Source organism: Pseudoclavibacter sp. Z016 (assembly GCF_002931215.1).
GTDB lineage: Bacteria > Actinomycetota > Actinomycetes > Actinomycetales > Microbacteriaceae > Pseudoclavibacter.
Genome location: NZ_PSTU01000016.1, coordinates 56,580 through 74,547, shown reverse-complemented (window position 1 = coordinate 74,547; position 17,968 = coordinate 56,580). Strand labels below are relative to the sequence as shown.

Annotated in this window: 13 protein-coding genes; 9 read left to right on the top strand and 4 right to left on the bottom strand. The window is 66.3% G+C overall.

Going from position 1 to position 17,968, the window contains the following annotated elements:
• Nucleotides 1-32: 32 nt before the first annotated feature.
• From C5B99_RS15105 to C5B99_RS15095, 3 genes are all read right to left on the bottom strand, one after another.
• Nucleotides 33-1,247 carry an MFS transporter gene (locus C5B99_RS15105; protein WP_104243530.1) on the bottom strand — a complete coding sequence of 405 codons (1,215 nt, stop codon included), beginning with the start codon at nucleotides 1,245-1,247 and terminating at the stop codon, nucleotides 33-35.
• 92 nt (nucleotides 1,248-1,339) lie between these two features.
• Nucleotides 1,340-3,478 (bottom strand): FUSC family protein, encoded by a 2,139-nt coding sequence (locus tag C5B99_RS15100; protein ID WP_104243527.1) that lies wholly within the window; start codon nucleotides 3,476-3,478, stop codon nucleotides 1,340-1,342.
• Nucleotides 3,479-3,498: 20 nt separating this feature from the next.
• Nucleotides 3,499-5,049 (bottom strand): LuxR family transcriptional regulator, encoded by a 1,551-nt coding sequence (locus C5B99_RS15095; RefSeq protein ID WP_104243525.1) that lies wholly within the window; start codon nucleotides 5,047-5,049, stop codon nucleotides 3,499-3,501.
• A 501-nt stretch (nucleotides 5,050-5,550) separates the two neighbouring features.
• On the opposite strand from C5B99_RS15095, the gene C5B99_RS15090 reads away from it, so the two are divergent.
• The 9 genes from C5B99_RS15090 to C5B99_RS15050 all read left to right on the top strand — a co-directional run bounded on the left by C5B99_RS15090 (nucleotide 5,551) and on the right by C5B99_RS15050 (nucleotide 16,893).
• The gene (locus C5B99_RS15090) at nucleotides 5,551-6,741 is read left to right on the top strand and encodes an amidohydrolase family protein (protein WP_219819658.1); all 1,191 of its coding nucleotides are present in this window, start codon (nucleotides 5,551-5,553) and stop codon (nucleotides 6,739-6,741) included.
• Between the two features lie 39 nt (nucleotides 6,742-6,780).
• Nucleotides 6,781-7,551 carry an ATP-binding cassette domain-containing protein gene (locus C5B99_RS15085; protein ID WP_219819657.1) on the top strand — a complete coding sequence of 257 codons (771 nt, stop codon included), beginning with the start codon at nucleotides 6,781-6,783 and terminating at the stop codon, nucleotides 7,549-7,551.
• On the top strand, nucleotides 7,548-9,503 hold the full coding sequence (locus C5B99_RS15080) for a YhgE/Pip domain-containing protein (RefSeq protein ID WP_104243521.1): 1,956 nt from the start codon (nucleotides 7,548-7,550) through the stop codon (nucleotides 9,501-9,503). Before C5B99_RS15085 ends, C5B99_RS15080 begins: the two co-directional genes overlap by 4 nt.
• Before the next feature lie 71 nt (nucleotides 9,504-9,574).
• Nucleotides 9,575-10,981 (top strand): glutamate decarboxylase, encoded by a 1,407-nt coding sequence (locus C5B99_RS15075; protein WP_104243519.1) that lies wholly within the window; start codon nucleotides 9,575-9,577, stop codon nucleotides 10,979-10,981.
• A 78-nt stretch (nucleotides 10,982-11,059) separates the two neighbouring features.
• Nucleotides 11,060-11,785 (top strand): hypothetical protein, encoded by a 726-nt coding sequence (locus C5B99_RS15070; protein WP_104243517.1) that lies wholly within the window; start codon nucleotides 11,060-11,062, stop codon nucleotides 11,783-11,785.
• A 3-nt stretch (nucleotides 11,786-11,788) separates the two neighbouring features.
• Complete coding sequence (locus tag C5B99_RS15065) at nucleotides 11,789-12,706, top strand: DMT family transporter (RefSeq protein ID WP_104243515.1); 918 nt, start codon at nucleotides 11,789-11,791, stop codon at nucleotides 12,704-12,706.
• 130 nt (nucleotides 12,707-12,836) lie between these two features.
• The gene (locus C5B99_RS15060) at nucleotides 12,837-14,645 is read left to right on the top strand and encodes an oleate hydratase (RefSeq protein WP_104243513.1); all 1,809 of its coding nucleotides are present in this window, start codon (nucleotides 12,837-12,839) and stop codon (nucleotides 14,643-14,645) included.
• A gap of 79 nt (nucleotides 14,646-14,724) precedes the next feature.
• The gene (locus tag C5B99_RS15055; protein ID WP_104243511.1) at nucleotides 14,725-15,804 is read left to right on the top strand and encodes a linear amide C-N hydrolase; all 1,080 of its coding nucleotides are present in this window, start codon (nucleotides 14,725-14,727) and stop codon (nucleotides 15,802-15,804) included.
• Nucleotides 15,805-15,921: 117 nt separating this feature from the next.
• Complete coding sequence (locus C5B99_RS15050; RefSeq protein ID WP_104243509.1) at nucleotides 15,922-16,893, top strand: FUSC family protein; 972 nt, start codon at nucleotides 15,922-15,924, stop codon at nucleotides 16,891-16,893.
• Nucleotides 16,894-16,908: 15 nt separating this feature from the next.
• On the opposite strand, the gene C5B99_RS15045 is transcribed toward C5B99_RS15050, so the two are convergent.
• Nucleotides 16,909-17,928 (bottom strand): AI-2E family transporter, encoded by a 1,020-nt coding sequence (locus tag C5B99_RS15045; RefSeq protein WP_258063384.1) that lies wholly within the window; start codon nucleotides 17,926-17,928, stop codon nucleotides 16,909-16,911.
• Nucleotides 17,929-17,968 lie beyond the last annotated feature (40 nt).

Sequence of the window (17,968 nt, the reverse complement as noted above, 5' to 3'; positions counted from 1 at the left end):
GCGCATCCGCTCGACCTGGGCAGTCGAGCCGCTCAGCTGGTGCGGCCGGGGAAGCGCGCGCTGCCGAAGATGAGGCCGCCGACGATTGCCGATACGGACGCGACGACCAGTGCGGGTGTGACGCCGATCAGGTCGATGAGCAGGCCGCCGACACCGGCACCGAGGGTGATGGCGAGCTGGAAGCCGGCGACCGAGAGCCCGCCACCCGATTCCATGCGGTCGGGGACCAGGCGACCCATCCACGTCCCCAGCGTCGTGAGCCAGCCGCCGAACCCGATGCCCCACGTGGTGACGGCGACCGCGACGAGCCAGATCTGGCCGGGTGCGAGCGCCACGATGCCGATCGAGACGCCGATGAGGAGGGGCACGGCGAAGCGAAGCACGGCGAGGTGCCGGTCGACGAGCAGGCCCACGACGAAGTTGCCGATGACACCGCCGATGCCGAATGCGACGAGCAGCGCGGCGACGCCGACCCCGTCGAGTCCGGGCACTCGGTCGATGGCGAGACGGATGTAGGTGAAGGCCACGAAGTGGCCGAGGACGGTGAGGATGTGTCCGGTGAGTCCCACGCGGATGCCGGGGACGCGGAGCGTCTCCACGAGCGAGCGGAAGCCGCCGCTCGATGCGGTCGGGGGAACGTGCGGGAGGGCCAGTCGCAGCGCGATCGCGACGACGACGGTCACGATGGCGACGCTCGCGAAGATGAGGCGCCAGTCCATGATCGTGCCAAGGTAGCTGCCGAGCGGCACGCCGGCGACGGTCGCGACCGTGGTGCCCGTGTTGACGAGCATGATGGCCCTGCCCAGGTGCTTGGGCTGGGAGAGGCTCGCGGCGATGGCGATGGACATGGCCCAGAAGGCGCCGAGTGCCGCGCCGAGCAGGAGCCGGGCGATGAGCAGGAGCACGAACCCGGGAGCCACGGCGACGACCGCGCTCGAGAATGCGGCGGCGCCGGCGAGCACCACGAGCAAGGTTCGGCGGTCGAGGCGGGGCACGAGGATGCCGATCGTGGGGGCCGTGAGGAACCCGACGAAGGCCGTCACGGTCACGGTCTGCCCGGCCTGCCCCTCCGTGATGCCGAGGGAAGCGGCCATGGACGGCAGGAGGCTCGGCGGGAGGAACTCGGCGACGACGAGGACGAAGCTCGTCGCCATCATGGCCGCGATGGCGGCCCACGCCGTCTTTGGAGGAGTCTGCGTCGGAGGAGTCTGCGTCGCAGCGACGGTGGGGATGGTTCCTGTGGTCATGTGCCAAGCATCCTCGAACTCGCGATCGAGCGTGTGACCGTCCGTCCGATTCGTTGCACCGATCGTCCGCCGCCGTCAGAGTCGCCGCCCTGTCACACGGGTGGCACGGACACCTTGAGCGCGGGCTTCCTCTTCCGTCCACCGCGCTCGAGGGGCAGCTCAGCCGTGCTGTCGTCGATGACCTGGGCGAGCGTCCAGTCCATCCGGAGCAGCGCGATCAGCGCTTCTCCGGATGGTGATCTGGGGTCGAAGGAGCTGGCTTGGTCCTGCAGCAGAGCGTTGACCGACTGGTGGTCGTCGGCGTCCCTGTCGATCGCGGGCTGGCCGCGAGCCTCGGCCAGCGCGTGGCGGGCGGCGGATGCGCGCGCGGCGACCCTCGAGATCGCGGCGGCCACCAGCGGGTCCGGCCGGGCGAGATCGCCGTCGAGCTGGACGAGACGAGCTGCGGATCTCGTGGCGATGTACATGAGGTGCACGGCGTTCCCTGTTCTCCTCGGGCCGGTGACGAGGAAGGCCGTGGACATGCCGGAGACGGCGGTGTCGACGTCGCCTTGCGCGAGTTCCAGCGTGCGAAGTCCCGTTCGGAGCGCGGTGGTCGTGACGGGGTTCACCGGGGTCGCCAGCAGTCTGCCGAGGAGCGCCTCCAACGCGTCCAGGTAGGCGTTCACCTTCGCCTCGAGCGCCGGTTTCGAGCTGGACGAGAGGATGAGGTAGGCGCAGAGCACGCCGATGACGCCGCCCGCGATGGTCTCCTCGAGGCGAGTCTCGAGGACATCGGCGCCGAGCTTCCCGAGTAGGCGGTACAGGGCGACGAGGATGGTCGTGGTGAAGAGCGCCGAGTAGAGGGAGTTGAGCGGCCCGAAGTAGAGCGCCCCGAAGACGCCGAGGACGCAGATCGCGCTCAGCACGTTCACGTTCCCCGAGGCGAGGGCCACCGCGGCGATGCCGACGATGATGCCGATGGCGGTGCCGAGGATCCGACGGAAGGCGCGCGTGAGGATGCCGCCTCTTGTGGTGGTTCCGGTGAAGATCAGGGAGGCGGTGATGACCGCCCAGTACCAGTGCGAGGCGGAGATAGCCTCGCCGACGATGGATGCGATCGATGCCGCGGCCATGGCCTGCACCGTCATGCGCGTCCACGGATCCTGCTTCGGGGCGAGCGAGACACGCGGCCGTGCGGAGCCTGAGCCTGAGCCCGGGCTCGGTTTCGGGTCTGGTGGCGCGCCGACGATGGTGAGCTCTCGCAGTCGGGCGTGCGCGTGCACGCTCCGGGCGATGAGGTAGCTCGCGAACGTCGCCCCGAGACGGGTGCCGCGTTGCGATGGTCGATGCGCGATGATGTCCGTCGCCCACTCGGTGGCGGAGCTGATGTCACACGCGGGAGCACGCTCGTCGAGCACCGTCCGGAGGTGCGCGAGGTCGCGGTGGAGGCGGGCGGGCAGATCGGCGGCGCTCGCGGAGAGACGGGCCAGCAAGTAGCAGAGCTCTTGGATGTCGACGCGGGCGTCGAGGACCCGATCGCCGAGCGTTTTCGGATCACCGTCTGCGTGCAGCTCGGCGTCCGAGTTCCGCTGCCACGCGTCGATGGATTCGCTGGTCGCGTCGATGCGCGCGAGCCTCAGGCGCAGGGTTCCGGGGTGACCGGGTCGCGAGGCGGCGTCGAGCGCCGACTCCGACGCAGCCCGCAGCTCTCGCAGCAGCAGCAGCAGCTGCCGCCTGGGTCTCTGCAGGAGGAGGGTGGCGCGCGCGACGAGCTGTGTCGTGCAGGCGAGGAGGGCGATCAGGCACAGCGCCGGCAGCTGATCGTGCGTGGGCTTCAGGAGGAGCGCGAAGAAGTACCCCATGAAGGTGACGGTGCCGAGCGAGCCGGCCCTGGCGCCGTAGCGGCGCACCCAGACGGCGGCTCCGCTGACGAGGATGAAGGCGCCGATCGCGAGGATCCGGTTCGGGGCGAGGAGTGCTGCGAGGGCGATCACGGCCACCGAGGCGGGAATGAGGAGCATCGTCGTGACGAGGCGTTCTCGTGGCGAACGATCCTTGACCGAGGCGCCGGCCATGATCGACAGGAAGATGCCGACGCTCAGGAGCGAGCGCTCGGCGTGGAGCTGCCCGATGAGCAGGTTGGTGAGGAGCGCGCTCGCGAGGACCCCGAGCGAGACGGCGGCGGCCGCGGTGAGTCGCGCCCGGGCAGGGTCGCGAGCGGCGAGGAGCAGGCGGAGGGTCTTGCGCATCAGCTCACCCGCTGCTGAACTCAGCGGTTGTCGTCGTCGACGGAGATGAGCTGCAGGGTGAGCCCCGTCTGGATCGCCTCCGCACGGTTCGAGCAGGAGAGCTTCCGGTATACGGACCTGAGCTGGGACTTGATGGTGTTGGGGGAGACGTGCAACTGCGCCGCGATCTCGGCGGTGGTCAGCTCTCGCTTGAGTGCAGTGAGCACGCGGAGCTCGCTGGTGGTCAGGGTGGGGCGCGTCTGCACCATCACGTGGGTGATGCCGGTCACCGAGACGTCGAATGTCGGGTGCATGGAGTCGTCGAGCTCGCACCTCACGCTCGAGAGCACCTCCTGCGGGATCTGGCTCAGGATGCGTCGGGAGTTGCCCCGCTGCACGATGTGCGCGACGCGCTGGGCGGTCGTCGGATCGATCGAGTCGGCCTTGGCGATGGAGAGCCAGGCGGAGAGGATGATGCGCTCCGTGTGCTGGGCGGGCGCGAGCGTTCGCTGCTCGGACAGACGCCGCAGGTGCGTCTCGGCGAAGTCGAGCTTGTCGTCGGCGATGGCGAGGCGGATGGCGGCGCTCGTCTCGAGGAACCCCTTCTGCTCGGTTCGGAAGGCGGCTGCTCTCGCCTGCTTCTTCGAGCCGAGTGCCCACAGCGCGTCGATGGTCGCCGCATTCATGACGTCGATGGCGAGCGAGCCGTGCTGCTCCGTGTGTGCGTCGCGGGCGAGGTGCACGCACTCGAGCGCCTCGTCCGGTCGCTTGCGGGCGAGCAGGGAACGCGTTCGGGCGAGGAGCCCGTATGGCCAGGTCACCTGCAGGCTGCCGAACGAGTCGAGCTTCGCGAGCAGGGGGTCGATGTCGTCGATCATCCGCTCGACGCCGATGAGGGCAGCTGCCGTGTTCTCCGCGAAGCGCGTGGGTTCGCTATACGGTGCGCACGGTTCGGGGAACTGGGGGAGTTCAGCGAGGACTCGCTCCGCCTCCTCGAGCGATCCCCGTTTCGCATGGGCGAGCGCGACCCGTGAGAGGGCGAGCCGCCTGGCGTCCGGGCGGCCCGCGATCTGGCCGATCTCCGCTGAGGCGGCGAGCTCGGTCAGCGCGGGACCCGTCTCTCCGGCGGCGAGCATCGTCGAGCCGATCTGCTGGTGGTAGAACCACAGCGGCCCGTCGGCCCGCTCGCGGAACCCCGTTCCCCGCGACCTGATGCGGTCGGCGAGGCGAGAAGCGTAGGCGAGTGCGGCGGTCACATCGCCGCTGTACCGGAAGGCGATCATCTGCGCGAGCGTGAGCATGTCGACCTCGTCTGTGGTCATGCTCTTGACGGTCTCCGCATTGAGGTGCGGTTTAAACGGGGTTCGTTTATGGGCGAGAACCGGATTTACCCGGTGAAGAATCCAAAGAACCGGGTAATTTTCGAGAAGTGACAGCGGGATCTTCTCTATAGCGTGGATGAGATCCAGGTAGTGCTTGTCGAACAGTGGCCAGATGTGCGCCATCGCGGCCTGTGCGATCTTGCGCGGGTTTCCCGTCTCCAATGCGGCGTCGAGCTTCTGCTTGGAGTCTGCGGCAGTGGCTGCGGTCATGAATCGCCATTCTCTGGGGGAAGTGCGGGTCGTTTCTGGTGGTGCGGCGAGAAAGTGGTTGTCTCAGGGTAAAAACGTGTTCATTGATCGACCGTCCTTCTGCTCAAGGGTCTCTTCGTCCCTCTCCAAGTGGGGAGAGGGGACGGGTGTGGTGGCTGTGATCCCCGGAAAGTCAGCTTCGATGGCGACTGTCGATACGGGTCGGGGGGTATCTTGTCCGAAGAAACCTATCCTGAAATGAACGTGCCGCGCGACCCTCGAGCGTGTCACGACGAGGGGTGTCGCGAGCACCTTTGGATCGCGGGGTGAAACCCGGGGTGAAGCGTCGGGTTACATCTCAGGTTACGCACCGGGTGAAATTCGTTGGCGGTCTCGGTACATTTTTTCTCTCGGGTTACTGTGGCTTTCATGCCCCAGGATGCGGATAGCCCGTCACGAATCATTATTCGAAATGCCAGGCTTTTCGATGGGATAAGTGAACGTGTTCGCGATCGTGTGGATGTGCTTATCGAGGGCTCGAGAGTGCTCGCGATCTCGGAATCTCCTCTGGCGAGCAACTCCCCGGACGGTGCGCGTGAGATCGACGCTCACGGCAGATTCCTCATGCCCGGGCTCACCGACGCCCATGTCCACCTCATGGGCAACGCCAACAGCATGAACGACTTCCTGCAGGCGGCAACGGGCGAGCTGTACGGCAACACGATCGCGGAAGCAAGGAAGATGCTGCTTCGCGGTTTCACGAGCGTGCGCGACATGGGTGGCGACACCAGTCCGATCAAGACGCTCATCGACCGCGGCGTGCTCGAAGGGCCGCGCATCTTCCCCAGCCAGGCCATGATCTCCCAGACCTCAGGCCACGCCGACTTCTCGTTCGTGTACGAGGAGCCGAGCGAGTTCGGCGGCAGGCCCGCACGCACCGAGGACATCCACTTCACGAAGGTCGCGGACGGAGTTCCCCAGGTGCTGACCGCGGTGAGGGAGCAGCTGAAGACCGGCGCGAGCCAGATCAAGCTCACGCTCGGTGGCGGGGCGGCATCGCTCTACGACCCGCTCAGCACGCTGCAGTACACGCCGGAGGAGATCCGCGCCGCGGTCCAGGCTGCTGCCGACTACGGAACCTATGTCGCCGCGCACGTCTACACCTCCGCGGGAGTGGCCAGGGCGCTCGACTGCGGCGTGCGCTCGATCGAGCACGGCCACCTCATGGACGAGGCCACCGTCAAGCTCATCCGGGACGCAGGTGCCTGGCTCTCGGTGCAGCCCTTCGCGGAGGACGACCACCACTATCCCGACCGCGATCGCGCGCAGAAGAACGCCGAGATCTGCCGAGGCACAGCGCAGGTCTACGCCTGGGCCAAGCAGCATGGAGTGCAGACCGCCTGGGGCACCGACCTCCTGCTCGAGCCCGGAGCGGCCGCGAGGCAGAGCGTCATGGCAGCTCGCCTCGGCGAGTTCTACAGCCCGACCGAGGCGCTCCTGATGCTGACCTCCGGGAACGCGAGCCTCTTCGAGATGGCCGGCGAGCGGAACTCGTATCGGGACGCGAAGCTCGGCGTCATCGCCGAGGGAGCCTGGGCCGATCTCATCCTGGTCGACGGCGACCCGCTCTCCGACCTCTCGCTCATCGCCGAGCCGGAGCTGAACTTCCCGCTCATCGTCAAGAACGGCCGGATCGTGAAGGACGAACGATGATGCTGCATGTAGCCGGACCATCGAACAGGAGTGCCTGACGTGAGCGATGTGACGCAGCTGTTCGGCGATCAACCCCTTCCCTTGACCCGAGCCGAAGGCGAGGCGGCGGTCGGCGACGTCATCCTGAACGCCGACGGCATCGAGGTGAAGGCGTCCTGGGGCCACATCTTCGGGCCGGTGAACCTCACGATCCGGTCCGGTGGAGTCACCGTGCTCGTTGGCGCGGGCGGCCGGGGCAGGACAGCGCTGCTGCTCACCCTGGCCGGGCGCATGAAGCCCTCGACGGGGCAGCTCGAGTCGTTCGGGCGGCTCAACGACGCCCACCACCTCTTCAAGCAGGCTGCCCTCGCCAACATCGACGAGGTCGATGGCATCGGCCAGACCATCCGAGTCCACGACATCATCACCGAGCAGATCCGGTGGGGAGCCCGAGGGGCCCGCTGGGTGCGGCAGTCGAAGCAGGCGGACCTCGAGCGCATCTGCGCCCCGGTCTTCGGCGAGTACACCCTGCCGACCATGGACGCGATGGTCGAGGAGCTTCCGGAGCTGACCGGCGCGCTGCTGCGCATCGCCGTCGCGAACACCCGCAAGCCGCCGATCCTCGTCGTCGGGGGTATCGACAAGCTCGCGAGCATCGAGAGCTCGCACAAGCTGCTCGAGCGCCTCGTCGAGCTCGGCAGGGAGCAGACCGTCATCACCGCCGACGTCAACGGCGTCAGCCCAGATTCTGGAATCCGCGACCAGTTCCTCGTGGAGAACCTGACGAACAAGGAGTTCGCCGTGCTCGAGCGAGAGGCTGATGGGCGATGATCGCTGCGTTCTCACCAGGAAGCGACTTCAAGCGCTACTACCGCGGCCGCATGCCGCGGCTCGCGCTCGCGGTTGTCATCCTCATGCCGCTTCTCTACGGTGCGCTCTACCTGTGGGCGTTCTGGAACCCGTTCGGCAACGTCGACAAGATCCCGGTCGCGATCATCAACCTCGACCGGGGCGCCACGGTCGAGGGTGAGCCGCTCACCGCCGGAGACTCGGTCGTGCAGGGCCTCATCGACTCCAAGCAGCTGGACCTCACCGAGACGAGCGAGCAGGACGGCGTCGACGGCCTCGCCCACGGCAAGTACTACTTCACGATCACGGTGCCCGCCGACTTCAGCGAGGCCGTGGCATCGGTGACCACCAACGAGTCTCGCTCCGCGCAGCTCGAGTTCACCTACAACGACTCCAACAACTATCTCTCGACGGTCATCGGCCAGGATGCGGCCGAAGAGGTCATCGTCATGGTCAACCAGCAGGTCTCGGCGCAGATGTTCGACCAGGCGCTGGCAGCCGTCAGAGCTGAGATCCCGACGCTCAAGGAAGCGGTCAGCAGCGTCGAGGAGCTCAACTCCGGCATGCAGACGGCGAATAGCGGTGCGAAGGAGATCGCGGACAACCTGGTGACGGCGAAGGACGGGTCGGCCACGCTCGCCGGTGCCATAGACACGCTCGACGAGGCCGTGCAGGGCGCCGTGACCCGAGTCGACAACGCGATCGCCACCTCCGGCATCACCGGCGCTGAGCTGCGAGACCTCTCGTCGGATGTCGTCACGAGCACGAACACCATCGCGACGGCGCTCAACGAGGCGTCTGCCGCGCAAGCGCGAGCCGACAGCGAGCTCGCGACGATAATGACCGAGCTCGCAGCAAGCGACGATCCGGTCGAGCAGGCGATCGCGGCCCGCCTCGAGAGCGTGCACACGCACATCCAGGACTCCAGGCTGACGGAGGAGTTCGTCACGGTCTTCGACGCCCTGCACACCGACATGAACCTGCTCGCCGGCGAATTCAACGATCCAGACAGCCGCGTCAACGTCATCATGACGGCCATCGAGGACGGCGCCGTGCAGCGCGACCTCGCGACCGCCTCCTCAGACGCGGAGCAGCTCCGCTCCGGAGCTGATCAGCTGGATACCGGCCTCGGTGAGCTCTCCGCCGGCGCCGCGCAGCTGTCGTCTGGCACGGACCAGCTCGCGGCCGGCACGATCGAGCTGGCTGATGCCGCCGATACTGCGCTCAACCTGTTTCCCGACTGGGACGAGGACCAGCAATCCAACTTCGTGCAGGCGCTCGCCCAGCCGGTGGAGCTGAAGGAGACGATCAACAACGAGGCCAAGACATTCGGCTACGGCTTCGCGCCGTTCTTCCTCGGCCTCGCGCTCTTCGTCGGCGGCATCATCGCGTGGATGCTCTTCACCCCGCTGCAGGCGCGTCCGCTCGCCCAGGGCCTCGGTTCCTTCCGCGTGATCCTCGCCTCGTACGTGCCGACTGTGTTCGTCGGGTTCCTGCAGGCGACCATCCTCTACCTGGTCATCTACTTCGGCATCGGGCTGCATCCCGAGCACACCTGGGGAACGTACGGGTTCCTGCTGCTGATGGTGATGATGTTCATGGCGATGATCCAGATGTTCAACGCGGTCTTCGGCCCGGCAGTCGGACGCGTGTTCACGCTCGCCTTCCTCATGATCCAGCTGACCTCCGCCGGCGGTATCTATCCCGTTCCGACGACCACCAACGTGTTCCAGTACATCAACGTCATCGACCCGATGACCTACACCAACAACGGACTACGGCAGCTGATCCTCGGCGGCATCGACGATCGCCTGCTCACGGCGATCATCGTCATCCTCTCGATGACCGTCGCCTTCATCGCCATCTCGACCTGGGCCGCGAGAAGGAACCGGCAGTACAACATGGACCGCCTGTATCCGCCGGTGGAGGTCTGACCGTGTCAGCATCACCACGAACGCCCAGTACGTCCACGAAGTCACCGTCCGAACGAGAAGAGAGAGTTCCCATGGAGAAAAGCACCAGCAACGGCCACCACCGAAACATCAACCCGGATCTCGACGTCAACCCCGTCTTCGTTCGACCCGGCGAGGCGACGGTCTTCGACAAGTTCAAGCTGCCGGCAGACCAGAGCCTCCCGGAGACGGCCTACCAGATCGTGCACGACGAGGCCATGCTCGACGGCAACTCGCGCCTCAACCTCGCGACGTTCGTGTCGACGTGGATGGACGACGAGGCGAAGAAGCTCTACGCCGAGGCCGCGGACAAGAACATGATCGATAAGGACGAGTACCCGGGAACGGCGGCCATCGAAGACCGTTGCTGGCGGATGCTCGCCGACCTCTGGAACGTCCCGGACGCCGCTGACACCATCGGCACCTCCACGATCGGATCGTCAGAGGCCTGCATGCTCGGCGGCCTGGCGCTCAAGCGGCTCTGGCAGGAGAGGCGGAAGGCTGAGGGGAAGTCGACCGAGAAGCCCAACCTCATAATGTCGGCCGCAGTGCAGGTCGTCTGGGAGAAGTTCTGCAACTACTGGGACATCGAGGCGCGATACGTGCCCGTGTCGCCCGACCACCTGGTGCTCGACGGCTACGATCTCGAGAAGTACGTGGACGAGAACACCATCGGCGTCGTCGCGATCCTCGGACAGACCTTCACCGGTCTCTACGACGACGTCGTGGCGATCGCCGCGAAACTCGACGAGATCCAGGCCGCGACCGGCAACGACGTGAAGATCCACGTCGACGGCGCATCCGGCGCGATGGTGGCGCCGTTCTGCCAGCCGGACCTCGGCTGGGACTTCGGGATCGACCGGGTGAACTCGATCAGCACGTCCGGCCACAAGTACGGGCTCGTCTACCCCGGCGTCGGCTGGGTGGTGTGGCGCAACACGGCGGTGCTCCCCGAGAGCATGATCTTCCACGTCAGCTACCTCGGCGGCGACATGCCGACCCTCGCCCTGAACTTCTCCCGCCCGGGCGCTCAGGTCCTGCTGCAGTACTACCAGTTCCTCCGCCTCGGTCGCGAGGGCTACCGGCTCGTCCAGCAGAACTCGATCGACGTCGCCACCTACCTCTCCTCGGAGATCGAGAAGATGGGGCCGTTCGAGCTCGTGAGCCGCGGAGATACGATCCCCGTCTTCGCCTGGGTGCTGAAAGACGGCCACACCGGCAACTGGAGTCTCTACGACCTCGCCGACCGGCTCCGCATGAAGGGCTGGCTCGTGCCCGCGTACCCCATGGCCGACAACATGGGTGACGTCATCCTCCAGCGCATCGTCGTCAAGGTCGGCCTCAGCCGCGACCTCGCGTCGTCGCTCCTCGCGGACATCCGCGGTGACGTGGAGTACCTCGACTCGCTCGAGACGCCGCTGCCGCGCGAAGCGGGCCGCGGCGTGCACTTCCACCACTGAGATCAGCGGCCGCGCGGGGGAGCCGAGCTGCTCTCCCGCCGGCCCGCCGCCCACGAGCAGGAGACGGAACCCACCGACATGACGAGCGCAGCAACCTCCCCTCGTGAACACACGGGACCCCTCGATGCCACGGGGAAGCTCCTCGTGCCGACCGTCGTCAAGCAGTGCTGGCTCTTCATGGTGGGCTCCGCGCTCTTCGCGCTGGGCTCCGCGCCGGTGCTCAGCGAGCAGATGGGCTCGCAGCTCTCGAACCTGTTCTTCTTCGTCGGGGCATGGTTCTTCACCTCAGCCGGCCTCATCCAGCTCTTCCTCAGCGGCGCGGTGGCCGTTCCCGTCTCCTATGCCCCCGGTCGAATGGTGAGAGCCGAGTGGCTGACGGCGTCCACCCAGTCGTTCGGGACGCTGCTCTTCAACGTCAGCACGACAGCGGCGCTGCACGCCAAGTCGCTGACCAGCCAGGAGAAGCTCGTGTGGAACCCGGACGCGGGCGGGTCGGTCGCGTTCCTCGTGAGCGGATGCGTTGCCTTCATCGCGTTCGCGCACACGAACCAGACGTGGAGCGTGCGCTCGAGCGCGTCCTGGTCCGTGGTCATCAACTTCGTCGGCTGCGTGGCCTTCGGCGCCTCCGCGGTCGGTGCCTACATCCTCCCTGGCGGGGCGACGATCAACGCCTCGCTGGCGACGTGGGGCACCTTCATCGGCGCGGTCTGCTTCTTCCTCGCGTCCCTCGTCGTCCTGCCAGGGGCCATGAAGGCCGGTGCGACTCCGACTCGCGACAGCTCCAATGTCGGACGGAGCGCCTAGGCCATGCTCATCGGCATCGCGCTCGCCCTAGCGGCCGCGGCTTTCATGGCCGTTGGCAACCTGCTCCAGTCGCGCGGCGTCCACCTCGCGGAGACGAGGTCCAGCAGCCGCAAGGATGCGGCCGTCCACGTGCTGCGGAATCGGATCTGGCTCTTCGGGAGCATCGCGCTGGTCGTCGCGATGCTCGTGCAGGTCGGCAGCCTGGCGTTCGCGCCGCTGATCGTCGTGCAGCCGATCGGCGTGGCGGCGCTCGTGTTCTCCGTCGTCCTGACGAGCATCCTCCGCAAGACGCGGCCGTCGAGAGCCATCATCCGGTCGATCCTGCTGTGCGTCGTCGGCGTCGGCGGATTCGTCGTGGTCGCCGCGATCGTGAGCACGCAGCAGCCGATCGAAGACGCGCAGCTGGTCGCCGTGCTCGTGACGCTCGGCGGCGTGCTCGTCGCGACCGGCATCGTCGAAGTGCTGGGAAAGGGCCGTCCGACGCCGCCGCTGCTGTGGGTGCTGCTCGGCGGGGTCTACTCCGCGTTCGTCGCAACGCTCGGGAAGACGGTCATCCTCCGGGTGCAGGCCATTCTGAAGGCCCACGAAATGCCGTTCAACTCGACGGACATCCTCACCATCGCCAGCATCCTCGGCATCGGAATCGCCGGGGCCCTCTCCGTGATCTTCGTCCAGCGCGCGCACCTCGACAACCCACCGGAGGTCGTCGTCGCGGGGCTCACGGTCATCGACCCCACGATCGCGGTTGTCCTCGGCATCGTGATCCTGCATGAGGCGACGAATGCCCCGCTCTGGGCGGTCGTCGCATTCCTCGTGGCAGGTGCCGTCGCTATCACCGGGGTGATTCAGCTGGCGCGGGCCGAGAGGTCTCCCGTCGATGAGGTCTCGAATTCCTCATCCGCGGGTGAGAGGAAGGGTTAGTGGGCGGGTGAAATAGCGCGCATCTCTGAATGGTGCAAAAGGGTCAAACATATACTTCGATAACGTCGGACAAATCATGATGGCATATCATCCTGGCCATTTACACGAGCCGGCGGGAAATGAGTCGACTATGCATTACAGCAGTGGAAACTACGAAGCATTCGCACGCCCGCGCAAGCCGCAGGGTGTCGATGACAAGAGCGCCTGGCTCGTCGGCGCAGGTCTCGGGAGCCTCGCTGCGGCGATCTTCCTCATCCGCGACGGGCAGATGAGCGGTGACCGCATCACCATCCTGGAAGAGCTCAACATCGCCGGCGGCGCACTCGATGGCATCAAGTACCCCGAGAAGGGATTCGTCATCCGCGGCGGCCGCGAGCTCGAGGACCACATGGAGTGCCTCTGGGACCTCCTGCGCACCGTGCCATCGCTCGAGATCGAGGACGCCAGCGTGCTCGACGAGTTCTACTGGCTCAACATCGACGACCCGAACTCGACGAAGAGGCGGGTCACGGAGAAGCAGGGCCAGGACGCCGGCACGAACTTCAAGTTCGGCCTGTCCGAGAAGGCGCAGAAGGAGATCGTCGGTGTCTTCCTCGCCACGCGTGCGCAGATGGAGGACAAGCGGATCGACGAGGTGTTCAGCGCCGAATTCCTCGACAGCAACTTCTGGCTCTACTGGCGCACGATGTTCGCCTTCGAGGAGTGGCACTCGGCGCTCGAGATGAAGCTCTACCTCCACCGCTTCGTGCACCAGCTCGGCGGGTTCCCCGACATGTCGGCCCTCAAGTTCACCAAGTACAACCAGTACGAGTCGTTCGTGCTGCCCATGCAGAAGTGGCTGCTCGAGCGCGGCGTCACTTTTCAGTACGGAACCAAGGTCACCGACGTGCAGTTCGACATCACGGGTGACAAGAAGCAGGCGACCCGCATCGAGTGGGTCCGCGACGGCGAGGAGGGCGGCGTCGACCTCAGCGAGAACGACCTGGCGTACATCACCATCGGGTCGCTGACGGAGAACTCCGACCAGGGCGACCACGCCACCGCGGCCCGACTCAACACGGGCCCGGCTCCGGCCTGGGACCTCTGGCGCAAGATCGCCGCACGCGACGAGGCGTTCGGCCGCCCCGAGGTGTTCTGCGGAGACATCCAGAAGTCGAAGTGGGAATCGGCGACGGCGACGACGCTCGACGCTCGCGTCCCCGAGTACATCGAGCGCATCGCGGAGCGCGACCCGTTCTCGGGCAAGGTCGTGACCGGTGGCATCGTCACGGCACGCGACTCGCCGTGGCTCATGAGCTGGACCGTCAACCGCCAGCCCCACTTCAAGGCGCAGAAGCCGACCGAGATCGTCGTCTGGATCTACGGCCTCTTCGTCGACACCCCAGGAGCCTTCGTCAAGAAGAGCATGCAGGACTGCACGGGTGAGGAGATCACCCAGGAGTGGCTCTTCCACCTGGGGGTCCCCGTCGACGAGATCCCCGAACTCGCCGCCACCGGCGTCAAGACGGTGCCGGTGATGATGCCGTACGTCACCTCCTTCTTCATGCCGAGGAAGGCAGGCGACCGCCCGGCCGTCGTCCCGAAGGGCAGCGTGAACTTCGCCTTCATCGGCCAGTTCGCCGAGACGACGCGAGACTGCATCTTCACGACGGAGTACTCCGTGCGCACCGCCATGGAGGCGACCTACGAGCTCCTCGGCGTCGAACGCGGTGTTCCGGAGGTCTTCAACTCGACGTACGACCTCAGGTTCCTGCTGCACTCGACGAACGTCCTGCGCGACGGCGAACAGCTCGACATCCCCGGGCCGAGCTTCGCGAAGCGCCACCTCGTCAACCGCTTCGATCAGACCGAGCTCGGCCAGCTGCTGACCGACTTCAACCTGATCCCGGCCACCAAGGACGCTCGCGTCCACGACCGCAGCGACGACGCGATCGCCTGACCCGCACGCGCACCCGCCGCCGTCGCATCCGCGTCGGCGTGCAGAGCAGTTCCCCTTACGAAAGGACGTGTCAACGAACATGTGCACTCGAATTGTGTGGCCCGACGCCAACGGGTCCGTCATCGTCGGCCGCAACATGGATTTCCACATGGATCTCCTCACGAACCTCTGGAAGTACCCGCGCGGCATCGAACGGGCCGACGGGGTCGAGGGAAACCTCACCTGGACGGCCAAGTACGGCAGCATCGTGGCGACGGCCTTCGACCTCATCGCCACCGACGGGATGAACGAGGAAGGATTCGCCGGGCACATCCTGTGGCTCGCCGAGTCGGAGTACGGAAAGCCGAACGACAAGACGACTCAGCTGAGCCAGTCGGTCTGGCTGCAGTACTACCTCGACAACTTCGCGACGGTCAAGGAGGCCGTCGCGTGGACCAAGAAGTCGCAGGTGCAGATCTCGCAGCTCTTCGACCCGACAGGACACCTGGTTCCGACCCTGCACCTCGCGATCAACGACGCCACGGGAGACTCGGCCATCATCGAGTACACGAGCGGCAAGCCGACGGTGTATCACAGCCGTGACTACAAGGTCATGACGAACTCCCCGACCTACGACAAGCAGCTCGAGCTCGCGAAGAAGATCGAGGGGCTCGGCGGCGATCAGCCCTTGCCCGGGTCGACGCTGGCGAGCGACCGCTTCGCTCGTGCGTCCTTCTACGTCGAGCACCAGGTGCAGCCCAAGACGCAGCTGGATGCGATCGCCGCGATGTTCAGCATGATCCGGAACGCGGCGCAGCCGTTCCGGACGCCGGAGCCCGGCAAGCCGGACGCGTCGCAGACGATCTGGCAGGTGGTGCTCGACCTCACGAACAAGCGCTACGTGTTCGAGTCGACGACCCGTCCCAACATCGTCTGGGTGGACTTCGACGAGGTGAGCTTCGCCGAGGGTTCCAAGGTGCTCAAGCTCGACCTCGTCGGCCAGCTCGCGCTCGAGGGCGGACTCGCCGGCAACGTGAGCCACAAGTTCACCGACGTCGGCCCGGAGGCGACGGAAGTGCTCGCGGACGGCGTCAAGGCGCTGGAGTTCGTGGCGAACAAGAAGGATGACTTCCTCGCCGTGAAGACGCTCGTGCAGGACCTCGTCGGCAAGAAGGGCTAGTCCGAGCGCGGCGGCGGGCGCCCCTCCTCGGGGCGCCCGCCGTTGACGTCTCGGGGCGCCCGCCGTTGACGTCTCAGGGGGTCGGAGTAGGGGAGAGCATCATGCGGGAGGGTTCTGATGGGAACTGACGGCGTGGTCAGCGCTGCCCTCTCGATCAAGCAGGTGCTGGTGGCGGTCGGTCTGGTCTCCGTCGCGGCGCTCATCCTCGGGGCCAGCCAGTTCCTCATCGGCCCGAACACGGCCGCATCCGGCTACCTGACGATCCTCTTCCTGCTCTCGATCATCCGCGCGGGGAGCTGGCGGGCTCGGCTCTTCTCCGTGGGCTGGTCGCTCGCCATCGCAGCCCTCGGCTTCGCGGTCGGGGGTCTCGGGCTCTGGGTGACGCTCGCCGCAGTCGTCTTCGTCTGCCTCGTGCAGGCCTTCGTGACGGTCGGCGAGACGGCATTCCTCACGCGGTCTCCCGTGAACCTGCTGGCGTTCGCAGCGCTGTCGCAGTCGGGCGCCGAACTCTGGCAGGCGATGCTGGGGTCCGCAATCGGCGCGGGGGTCGTCGTCGGCTTCGCCTCGCTCGTTAAGGCGAGGTCCCACGCTCACGAGCCTGGCTCGCCGCTCGTCGACCGGATCGCCTACGGTGCGGTCACCGCGGGCGGATCCTTCCTCATCGTGTTCGCCTCGGAGCTGCTGGAGTTCCCCTACCGCGACTGGACGCTGCTCTCGTTCAGCGTGATCCTGGCCGTGGGGTCGGACCAGCGCGCGAAGCGCGGCTACCTCAGGGTGCTCGGATCGGTCGCCGGGGTGCTCCTCGCGATGCTCGCGTCGATGCTGCCGCAGCCGATTCCGCTCGTCCTGGCCGGCCTCTTCCTCGTGCTGTGCGTCGCGTACGTCAACGCCGGGGAGTACGCGCTGTTCGTGCTTTTCCTGACGCCCGCCATCCTCCTCACGGCCGCCTCGGAGCTGTCCACCTTCGCGCTCGGGATCTACCGACTCGAAGCGGTGCTCTTCGCGACGCTCGTCGCGCTGCTCGGTGGGCTCGTCATGAACTTCATCACCAGACGCTCCGGTGACGGGGAGATCGTCGAAGCCGCGTGAGACCGAGCGGGTCGGCTAGCTCCGCGCCTTCTTGGGGATGACGACCTCGCGCACGAGCAGAACGATGCCGGCGGCGAGCGGGATCGCGACGAGGGCACCCACGAGCCCGAGCAGCGTTCCACCCGCGAGGGCGGCGATCAGGACGAGGGAACCGGGGATCTGCACGGCCTTCGACATGACGCGCGGCGTGAGGATGTACGCCTCGACCTGCATGTAGACGAGCATCGCGACGAGGACGATGAGCGCCGCGATGGGGGAGGCGAACAGTGCGATCACGGTCATGAAGATCGTGGTGATGATGGTACCGATGAGCGGGATCAGCGTGATGAAGAAGCAGATGACCGCAACGATGAACGGGTAGGGCGCGCCGACGATCCAGAGGAGGAGCCCGCTGAACACCGCGTTGATGAAGGCGAGCACCACCATGCCGTTGAGGTACGAGCCGACCGAGGCCATGATCCGCTCCGCGTACTCCTCGAAGCGGGGGCGGACCGAGGCGTTGATGAGCGAGTAGCCCGCCTGCTTGATGCTGCCGAGTGTCGCGATGAAGTTCAGGGTGAGGATGAAGACGAACAGTCCGGTGCTGACGCCGTTGACGATCGTCGTCCCCACCTTCAGGGCGCCGCCGCCGACGGTCGCCCAGGTGTTCGGGTCGGTCGCCGTGTTCTGCGCCCAGTCGAGGGCGTTGGTGGCGGCGCCGTTCGTGGCCTTGTTGACCGTGTCGAACCAGCCCTCGTTGTTGATCCTGGTGATCTCTTGAGGAATGGTCGTCGCGAGGGAGGTGATCTGGTTGACCAGAATGGGCACGACGATCCAGATGAGCCCGGCGACGATGAGGATGAAGACGACGATCACGGAGATGATCGCCATTCCTCGCTTGAGCCCGAGGCACTGAAGGAGTCGAATCAGCGGGTCGAGTCCGAGGGTGATGAAGAATGCGATGAAGACGGAAAGGACCACCGACTGCAATTGAATGACGGTGGTTGCGAGAAGCGCAGCCAGGAGAAGGCCGATTGCCACGGAAAAGGCCCACATGACGGGATTGCGGCGAAAGAGATCAGTCGCTGTGCTGCGA